This is a genomic window from Kocuria sp. KRD140, assembly GCF_017168375.1.
GTDB lineage: Bacteria > Actinomycetota > Actinomycetes > Actinomycetales > Micrococcaceae > Kocuria > Kocuria marina.
The window spans coordinates 305,588-314,470 of the sequence record NZ_JABFAW010000009.1 but is presented as its reverse complement, the minus strand read 5'-3'; the positions used below and the strand labels follow the sequence as shown (position 1 = coordinate 314,470).

The 8,883-nt window shown below is 69.5% G+C and carries 9 protein-coding genes and 1 pseudogene; 3 read left to right on the top strand and 7 right to left on the bottom strand.

The window, feature by feature from the left end:
- Positions 1 to 301: pseudogene (locus J1M36_RS10180) on the top strand (hypothetical protein); the annotation flags it as partial.
- Between the two features lie 120 nt (positions 302 to 421).
- On the opposite strand, the gene J1M36_RS10175 reads toward J1M36_RS10180, so the two are convergent.
- The 3 genes from J1M36_RS10175 to serS form a co-directional block, all read right to left on the bottom strand.
- Positions 422 to 1,033: a hypothetical protein gene (locus tag J1M36_RS10175; protein ID WP_064847367.1), complete on the bottom strand. Its 612-nt coding sequence runs from the start codon at positions 1,031 to 1,033 to the stop codon at positions 422 to 424.
- 73 nt (positions 1,034 to 1,106) lie between these two features.
- Positions 1,107 to 2,021, bottom strand: coding sequence for an HAD family hydrolase (locus J1M36_RS10170; RefSeq protein WP_098054238.1), 915 nt, complete (start codon positions 2,019 to 2,021; stop codon positions 1,107 to 1,109).
- Positions 2,022 to 2,108: 87 nt separating this feature from the next.
- Positions 2,109 to 3,413 (bottom strand): serine--tRNA ligase, encoded by a 1,305-nt coding sequence (gene serS, locus J1M36_RS10165; protein ID WP_064847366.1) that lies wholly within the window; start codon positions 3,411 to 3,413, stop codon positions 2,109 to 2,111.
- Between the two features lie 126 nt (positions 3,414 to 3,539).
- On the opposite strand from serS, the gene J1M36_RS13130 reads away from it, so the two are divergent.
- Entirely contained in the window at positions 3,540 to 4,481 is a 942-nt protein-coding gene (locus J1M36_RS13130) for a diacylglycerol kinase family protein (RefSeq protein WP_206479315.1), read from the top strand.
- Between the two features lie 141 nt (positions 4,482 to 4,622).
- Here the strand turns inward: J1M36_RS13130 and J1M36_RS10155 are convergent, their stop codons facing one another.
- The 4 genes from J1M36_RS10155 to J1M36_RS10140 form a co-directional block, all read right to left on the bottom strand.
- A complete protein-coding gene (locus J1M36_RS10155) occupies positions 4,623 to 6,017 on the bottom strand; it encodes a GntP family permease (RefSeq protein ID WP_206479312.1) in 1,395 nt (464 codons plus the stop codon).
- 5 nt (positions 6,018 to 6,022) lie between these two features.
- The gene (pheA, locus tag J1M36_RS10150) at positions 6,023 to 7,024 is read right to left on the bottom strand and encodes a prephenate dehydratase (protein ID WP_144998921.1); all 1,002 of its coding nucleotides are present in this window, start codon (positions 7,022 to 7,024) and stop codon (positions 6,023 to 6,025) included.
- A complete protein-coding gene (locus J1M36_RS10145; protein WP_064847362.1) occupies positions 7,021 to 7,356 on the bottom strand; it encodes a rhodanese-like domain-containing protein in 336 nt (111 codons plus the stop codon). The genes pheA and J1M36_RS10145 overlap by 4 nt, the downstream gene beginning before the upstream one ends.
- Before the next feature lie 103 nt (positions 7,357 to 7,459).
- Positions 7,460 to 7,831, bottom strand: coding sequence for a hypothetical protein (locus J1M36_RS10140; RefSeq protein ID WP_064847361.1), 372 nt, complete (start codon positions 7,829 to 7,831; stop codon positions 7,460 to 7,462).
- A gap of 68 nt (positions 7,832 to 7,899) precedes the next feature.
- On the opposite strand from J1M36_RS10140, the gene J1M36_RS10135 reads away from it, so the two are divergent.
- Positions 7,900 to 8,709 carry a PLP-dependent aminotransferase family protein gene (locus tag J1M36_RS10135; RefSeq protein WP_206479896.1) on the top strand — a complete coding sequence of 270 codons (810 nt, stop codon included), beginning with the start codon at positions 7,900 to 7,902 and terminating at the stop codon, positions 8,707 to 8,709.
- The last annotated feature ends 174 nt before the right edge of the window (positions 8,710 to 8,883 follow it).

The window sequence follows — 8,883 nt, the reverse complement described above, 5'->3', positions numbered from 1 at the left end:
CCCCCGCGACCCCTCTGACCGGCCCGGTGATCCCGCCCGCCCGGAGCCCGGAGGCACCGGCGTGGGGCTGTTCCAGCTCACGGACCTCGAGTCCTTCTGGGTCTTCGCCCCCGAGGCGGACGTCGCGGACATCATGGCGCGCTGCGAAGCGCTCGCCACCGATCACCCCGCCTTCACGTGGCTCACCGGGTACTTCGACGCCCGGGACATCGCCGGGTCACTGCGGCTGCCGTCCCCGTGCCTGCCCGTCCTGGAAGCGGACCTCGCGAGCGCGGGTTATGCCGTGGACACGTGGTGGTGACGCCGCAGCCACCCGCTCACGCGAGCGGGCATTGACGTGTTCGACCGCTGACCCGGCCGCCGTTCCCCGACCGGGCATCGCCTCGGACGCCCATAGCGCGGGTACCCATTGGCCCAGGGCTCACTCGCACAGGCGCAACAGCGTCGCGGCCGCCGGACGGGCCTGCCACTCCTCGTTCCACAGGGAGCGCACCACGGCCTTGGACACCGCTTGGGGTGTGATCCCGAGCTGCTGGGCCACGGTCTTCTGCTGACCTCTGGCTCCGGGGACCAGCAGGTCCACCACGCGCCACTCGGCCTCGCTGCGCTCGCTCACGATCCGGCCCACGAGCTTGAGCACCGCCTGGGCCTGCTCCGCGGCCGTCGCGTCCACCGCGCTGACCCGCACGGCCGCCCGCTCGGTGTCACGGCCCGGTTGCGCGGCGAGGTGACCGTGGTTCATGCCCGGCCCCTCGGCGGTCACGGCCACGCGGCCGTCCTCGTGGTCCACGCGCGTGAGGAACACGTCCCCCACGCCGATGCCCACCGCATAGCGGTCCTCGCGCACGGCGATCATGGCCGCCGCGACCGCGGCGTGGGCGTCCTCGGTCAGACCGCGCACCTCACCCGGCGCCATGGGCTGGAACGGGGCGCGCGCGGGCACGTCACGCAGGCGCCGACACAGTTCGTGGTCCATGGCGGGGTCGGGGCGGGACGCGTCCGCCACACGCTGGGTCAGGGTCAGGACGAACACGGTTCCAGTATCGCAGTTCCGCACCGGGCAACCCGGCCACGACGCCGCGCATTTCCCGAACCGGACGTCCCGCTCAGAGCAGCGTGCGCAGAATGGCCGCGGCGCCGTCGTCGTACACGCTGCCGGTGACCTCGCGGGCGACCTGCTCGACCTCGTCCGGGGCCTGACCCATGGCCACACCGCGCGCGGCCCATTGCAGCATCTCGATGTCGTTACGCCCGTCCCCCATGGCCACGGTGTGCGCGGGGTCCACGTCCAGCTGCTTGCGGATCTGCTCCAAAGCGCTGGCCTTGGAGACGCCGTTCGCGGCGACGTCGAGCCACGAGGACCAGCCCACGGAGTAGGCGACGCCGTGCAGACCGGCCTGCTCGATGGCCTGGGCGAAGTCCCCGGGGGCGTCCGTGGCGCTGTAGACCACGAGCCGCACCGCGGGCATCTCGGAGAGCTCCTGAAGGTCCACGCCCACGGCCTCGATCCCGAAGGACGAGTCCTGGAAGCGTTCGGTCGAGTAGAACTGCCCATCCACGCCCTCGAGGGCGAACTTGGCGGTGGGCAGCTTGCTGGACAGCGCCCGCAGCGCGTTGGATGGGTCGAAGCTCACGCGGTCGGTGATCTCGTAGCGCTGCTCGAGCTGCGGGTCCAATCGCAGGGTCACGCCCCCGTTGGAGCACACCGCGAACCCGGAGTGGATGTGGCCCTGGCGGATCACGGGCAGCGTGGCGCCTTTGGAACGGCCCGTGGCGATCACCACGTGGTGGCCGGCGCCCACGACGGCGCGCAGGGTGTCCTTCACGCCGCGGGACATGTGGCCGTCGTGGTCCACGAGGGTCCCGTCCACGTCCAGCGCCACGAGGTACCGGACGCCCTCTTCCCTGGTCCAGGAACTCGAACGGGGGGTCTGTATTTTCATGGGCGCGAACGCCGCTGCAGCACTCTGCGCCTTCTCCTCGGTGTGCCGGTCATCGATGCCGGCCTGGATATCAGTCATGACAGTCATGGTGTCACATCACCATCGATGTATGTCTTGCCATGGACCGCCCGGTGACGGGAGCATGAAGTTCCCGGGCGATGTGCGTCACCCGACCGGGCGCAGGACCTCCTGGCCGCGCAGGTACGGGCGCAAGATCTCGGGGACGACCACGGAACCGTCCTGTTGCTGATGAGTCTCGAGGATCGCCACGAGCCAGCGGGTCGTGGCGAGCGTCCCGTTGAGCGTGGCTACCGCGCGGGTCCCGCCCTTCTTTGTCCTGCCCTGGGCGTCCGTGGTCTCAGGCAGGCGTTCCCGGATGTTGAGCCGGCGCGCCTGGTATGTGGTGCAGTTGGATGTGGAGGTCAGCTCACGGTACTTGCCCTGGGTGGGGATCCACGCCTCGCAGTCGAACTTGCGGGCCGCGGAGGTCCCGAGGTCCCCGGCCGCGGTGTCGATCACGCGGTAGCTCAGCCCACACGCCCGCAACATCTGCTCCTCCCACGCGAGCAACCGCTCATGCTCGGCGGCGGCGTCCTCGGGGTGACAGTAGACGAACATCTCGAGTTTGTTGAACTGGTGCACGCGGATGATCCCGCGGGTGTCCTTGCCCGCGGAGCCGGCCTCGCGGCGGTAGCACGAGGACCAGCCGGCGTAGCGCAGCGGCCCGTCGCTGAGGTCCAGGATCTCATCCGCGTGGTAGCCCGCGAGCGCGACCTCGGACGTGCCCACGAGGTAGAGGTCGTCCTTGCCCACGCGGTAGATCTCGTCGTCGTGCTCCACGTCGAATCCCGTGCCGTTCATGATGGCCGGGCGCACCAGGTTGGGCGTGGACATGGGGATGAACCCGTTGTCCAGGGCGAGGTCCTGGGCCGCGAGCAACAGGGCCGTCTCGAGGCGGGCGACGTCCCGTTTGAGAAAGTAGAAGCGCGAGCCGGAGACCTTGGCCCCGCGTTCCATGTCGATCCCGTCCAGCAACTCCCCCAGCTCCAGGTGGTCCCGGGGTTCGAAGCCCTCGGCCTCGAAGTCGCGCGGGGTGCCCTCGGTGCGCAACAGGACGAAGTCGTCCTCGCCGCCGGATGGGATGCCCTCCACGATCAGGTTGGGGAACTGGGCCACGAGCTCCTGCTGGGTGAGCTGGGCGGCGTCTGCTTCCGCCTGGGCGGCCTTGACGTCCGCGGCGAGCTGCTTGACCTGGGCGAGCAACTGCTGCTTCTCCTCACCCTGGGCCTTGGCCACCTTCTTGCCGAACGCGTTCTGCTCCGCGCGCAGGGACTCGAAGTCGGTGATCGCCCCGCGCCGCCGGGAGTCCGCCTCCAGGATGCGGTCCACCAGTCCCGCGTCCGCCCCCCGGGCGGTCTGGGAAGCACGGTAGGTCTCAGGGTCGGCGCGCAGGTCGTTGATGTCGATCACCCGTCCAGGGTATCCAACGAAACGCACGGGTGCGCGATCCGACGTGGAGGCGGCGCCCGGCCCGCGCGCCAGTAGACTGGCCGCGTCCGACAGCCGCCTTTCGAACGATCCAGGAAGGGGACTCCCGTGCCGCAGCACACAGTGGAACCCCAGCGAGTGGCCGTGGTGATCAACCCCATCAAGGCCCAGGCAGACGCAGCACGGGACGCGGTGATCATCGCGTGCCGCAAGGGTGGTTGGGCGGATCCCGTCTTCTACGAGACAGAAGTGGACGATCCCGGGTTCTCCATGGCCCGCGGCGCCGTCGAGGAGGGCGCGGACGTCGTGCTCGCCGCGGGCGGTGACGGCACCATCCGTGCCGTGGGCGAGTCGCTGGCCGGCGGGGACATCCCGCTGGGGCTCGTGCCGCTGGGCACCGGCAACCTGCTGGCGCGCAACCTCAAGGCGGACCTCGCGGACCCGCACCACTCCGTGGATGTGGCGCTGTTCGGGTCCCAGAAGGCCATCGACACTGTGGCCGTGCACCTCGAGATGGACGACGACCGCACCGAGGACCACCGCTTCCTGGTCATGGGCGGCGCGGGTTTCGACGCCCAGATCATGGCCGACACCAAGGACGACCTCAAGGACCTCGTGGGGTGGGCCGCCTACGGCGAAGCCGGCTTCCGGCACCTGTTCAACCGGCCCCGCTGGGCGCGCTACAGCATCGACGACGGCCCCTGGGAGTCCAAGCTCGTGCGCTCCGTGATGGTGTGCAACTGCGGCGAACTCACCGCCGGGTTGATCCTGGTGCCGGAGGCCAAGATCGACGACGGCGTGCTGGACCTCGTGGTGATGACCCCGCGCTCGCTCGTGGGCTGGCTGGGCATGGTTGCCAAGGTCGCGTTCCGCCACCGCCACGAGCTGCCCGTGATCGACTACCGCAGCGGCAAGAAGGTCCGGGTGGAGTTCCACGAACCCATCGAGTACCAGGTGGACGGCGATCCCCTGGGGCGGATCAAGGCGTTCGAGACCACCATGCACCACAAGTCCCTGCAGGTCCGCGTGCCACCGACCCAGGCCGACTGATCCGCACGCGAACGGCCCGGTCCCTCCTCTCGGAGGGACCGGGCCGTTCGTTCATGCGGGCCTCAGGGCCGACGACGCCGCGCGGGCATCATGTGCCGCACGGGCGCCACGCCCTGCACAGGCGCCACGCACCGCGCCGGCTCAGACCGCGCCTGCGAGTCCGAAGATCACCGCGGCGATCGCGAAACCCAGCACACCGATGATGGTCTCGAGCACCGTCCAGGTCTTGAACGTGGTGCGCACGTCCATCTCCAGGAACCGGCCCACGAGCCAGAACCCGGAGTCGTTCACGTGGGAGAGCACCACGGAACCGGCGGCCACGGCCACGACCATGGCCGCGAGCTGCACCACGTTGTAGTCGGCGGCTAGCACCGCCGGGGCGATCAGACCCGCGGCCGTGGTCAGCGCGACCGTGGCGGAACCCTGCGCCACGCGCATGACCGCGGCGATCAGGAAGCCCGCGATGATCAGGGGGATGCCCAGGTCCGCGAGCACGTCCTCGAGGGCGTTGCCGATCCCGGAGGTGCGCAGCACACCGCCGAACATGCCGCCGGCGCCGGTGATCAGGATGACCGAGCACACGGGGCCCAGGGCGGACTCGAACGTCTTCTCGATCGCGGAACCGCTCACCCCGCGGGCCTTGCCGATGGTCAGCGCGGCAATGATGAGCGTGAGCGTCAGGGCGATGGGCGTCTCACCGATCGCGCGCAGCAGCTCGAACCACGCCTGGGACGAGGTCTCCTCGGAGACCGCTCCGGACTTGGCGAGCGTGCCCAGGCCGGTGTTGAGGAAGATCAGCAGCATGGGCAGCAGCAGCATGGCCACCACGGTGCCCACCGCAGGAGGGTTGCGGACGTCCTCGGCCTGGCCCAGGATCGCAGGGACCGGGAGCTTGATCCGGCGCCCCGAGAACTTGCCGAACAGGTAGGAGGAGACGTACCACGTGGGGATCGCGCAGATCAGGCCCACCAGGATGATGTAGCCCACGTTCGCCTCGAAGAACGTGGCGGCGGTGACCGGACCCGGGTGGGGCGGCAGGAACACGTGCATCACGGAGAACGCGCCCACGGCGGGCAGCGCGTACGTGAGCACGCTGCCGCCCAGTCGGCGTGCGACCGAGAAGACCACGGGCAGCATGACCACCAGACCGGCGTCGAAGAAGATGGGGAAGCCGAACAGTAGGGAGGCCACACCCAGGGCCAGCGGCGCGCGCTTCTCCCCGAACGCGCGGATGAGCCGGTCCGCGAGCACCTGGGCGCCGCCCGAGGTCTCGAGCAAGCGGCCCAGCATGGCTCCCAGCCCCACGAGCAGCGCCACGCTGGCGAGCGTGTTACCGAAGCCGTAGAGCAGGACGGGCACCACCTGGGAGGTGGGGATGCCCGTGGCGAACGCCGTGAGCGCCGAGATGATGATCAGCGCGAGGAAGGCGTGCACGCGGAATGTGATGATCAGCACCAACAACACCGCGATGGCCGCCGCGGCGATCAGCAGCAACGGCCCGGCTGTCAGTGTCTGACTCCAACCCTCGATCTCCATGGACGTCAATGTCCTTTCAGGTTGTTGACCCACGAACGGGCCTGGATGAAGGCGGCGTCGCTGTAGTGCTTGGCCACGTGGACCGCGCGCCCGTCGGCGCGGGGGTAGGACCCGAGGAATCGGGTGCGGGGGCAGATCCGGCGCACACCCATGAGGGCTTCGGAGACCCGGTCCTCCCGGATGTGGCCGTCGATGTCCACCGAGAAGAAGTAGTCGCCCAGGTGGGTGCCCGTGGGGCGGGACTCGATGCGGGTCAGGTTGACCCCGCGCGTGGCGAACTGCTCGAGGATCTCCAGCAGCGCCCCGGGACGGTCCTCCCACAGCGGGATCACCAGGGACGTCTTGTCCGCCCCGGTGGGCTCGGGCATGGGTGCATCTGGGCGGGCCACGAGCACGAAACGCGTGACCGCGTGCTCGTTGTCCCCGATGTCCTCGGCCAGCACGTTCAGCTCGGGGTGGCGCTGCACGACCACGGGGGAACACACGCCGGCGTCGTAGCCCAGACCCTCGGTGCTCACCCCGCCCGTGCCGTCCAACATGTCCATGGCCGAGGCCGCCGTGGAGGACGCGGGGACGTAGCTCACGCCTGGGAGGTTCTGTTCGACCCAGCCGCGGATCTGCGCCCAGGCGTGACTGTGGGTCGCCACGGCGTGGACGTCGGACAGGCTCACGCCCGGCGGGGCCACGAGGACGAACTGGATGGGCACCAGGATCTCGCGCAGGATCCGCAGTTCGGCACCGAAGGAGACGTCGTCGAGCGTGGCGGTCACGCCGCCCTCCACCGAGTTCTCGATGGGCACCACGGCGGCGTCCACACGTTCCTCTCGAACGGCCGCGAGCGCGGCCGGGACGGAGCTCATGGGGGTGCACGCGGCGTCGTCGACCCCCGGGACCTGCCTCAGTGCCGCCTCGGTGAACGTGCCCTCGGGGCCCAGGAAGGCGTACTCACGAGCGCATGGCCCCGGGCCCACAGGACCCGAGGCCACGCCGGACAGTGCTGCGTTCACAGAACGCGCGCCGTTTCCCCGGTCTCGGACACGATGGGCTTCTCCGCGTCCGCCCACGCGCCCATGCCGCCCACCACGTTGACGGGGTCGTACCCGTACTGCGCGAGGTACGCGGTGGCGCGCAGCGAGCGGCCGCCGGAACGGCAGATCACGTAGACGTCCTGGTCCAGCGGGACCTCGTCCGTGCGCTCCGCGAGCTGCGACAGCGGCAGGTGCTGGGCACCGTCGATGTGCCCGGCATCCCACTCGTCCTGTTCGCGCACGTCCAGGATGGGTGCGCCCGCCGGGATCTCGTCCACGGTGGCGGACGGCAAGTTGTTCACGTTGTCCATGGCGTCCCTCGTCGTTCGACTGCTCAGTTCACTCGGACCCCCACCATAGCGGCAGGGCGCGGTGTTCGGCGCCGACGGCGCGGGGTGCCGCGGGCGACGTCGCTCAGCGCACGTCGGTGCCGGTCTTGTCGTGCTCGGACGGGTGCGAGCGCCCCAGCTCGGACAGGCCGTGCTTGGCCACGTGACGCGTGGAGATCTCGTAGCCGATGTCGGTGCCCACGAGGATCACGATGCCCGCGATGAGGCTGTAGTACCAGTGCGGGTTGGTCATGTCGAACATGATGTACAGGCTCAGCAGGATCAGGAACGCGAGGCACACGTAGTTGGTCACGGGAGCGTCGGGCAGCTTGAAGGACACGCCGCGCGCCTGACCGTGGGCCGCGAGGTTGCGCAGCGAGCGGGCGCACGCGTACAGCGTGGCGTTCACGCGTGAGAACGCGCTCGTGACCACCGGTTCCCAGAACGGTCTGGACACCCTCGCCCGCGTGATGATCGATCCGGGGGTACGTCATCCTCGCGGAAGCGCCTTCCTACTCGGGCGCCATGGCCGTGTTCGCGGGCGCCCAGGCGGAGGTCGTCCACGTGGCGATCGACCACGAGGGGCTGACCCCGGACGAACTCGAGGAGACCATCGAGGAGCTCGAGTCCCAGGACCGGGGCATCAAGTTCCTGTACACCATCCCGAGTTTCCAGAACGCGGGCGGGACCATGATGCCGCAGCAGCGCCGCGACCGGATCTGTGAGGTCCGCGCCGCGCACCCCGTGCTGATCGCGGAGGACAACCCCTATCGCCTGCTGGGCTTCGAGGGTCAGACTGCCCGTGCCATGCGCGCGGACGACGAGAACGTGGTCTACCTGGGCTCGGCGTCCAAGATGTTCACGCCGGGTCTGCGCGTGGGCTGGACCGTGGCCCCCGATTCGCTCGCCACGATCCTGTGTCTGCAGAGCGAGGCCCCTGTGCTCAGTCCCTCGGCCTTCGCTCAGGAAGTGGTCGCCGGGTGCCTCGAGAAGTACGACTGGCGTTCCGTGCTGGACGAGTACCGCGTGCTGTACGGCAAATGGGCCCAGACCCTGATGGACGCGTTCGACGAGCACATGCCCGACGGTGTGACCTGGACCCGCCCCGAGGGCGGCTTCTACTCGTGGATCACCCTGCCGCAGGACGTGGACTCCTCCGACCTGTGCATGGAGGGCATCGACAAGGGCGTGGTGTTCGTCCCGGGCACCGCGTTCTCCACGGACTGCCGCGGTGAGTACGAGGTGCGCATGTCCTTCTGCCACCCCGCCGATGGCGAGATCCACAAGGGTGTGGAGATCTTCACCACCACCCTGAAGAAGGCCATGAACGCCTGATCGGTTCGCCCGAACGCCACGGCGCCGGTGTCAACAATTCTGTGGCCCGGCGCCGTCGTTCTGCCGGGCCGTATCCGCTGCGACCTAGACTGATGGATCGAGGACCGCGGTTGCCCGATCCTTGCACCCCGCTTCGTGGGGGCGCCGTCGCGGGGGTCGGCGCACCATCACACA

What these genes read in the sequence shown, in the direction of transcription:
- J1M36_RS10170 (WP_098054238.1), bottom strand. Translation starts at nt 2,021, where the DNA reads ATGACTGATATCCAGGCCGGCATCGATGACCGGCACACCGAGGAGAAG.
- J1M36_RS10155 (WP_206479312.1), bottom strand. Translation starts at nt 6,017, where the DNA reads ATGGAGATCGAGGGTTGGAGTCAGACACTGACAGCCGGGCCGTTGCTG.
- J1M36_RS10145 (WP_064847362.1), bottom strand. Translation starts at nt 7,356, where the DNA reads ATGGACAACGTGAACAACTTGCCGTCCGCCACCGTGGACGAGATCCCG.
- J1M36_RS10135 (WP_206479896.1), top strand. Translation starts at nt 7,900, where the DNA reads ATGGCCGTGTTCGCGGGCGCCCAGGCGGAGGTCGTCCACGTGGCGATC.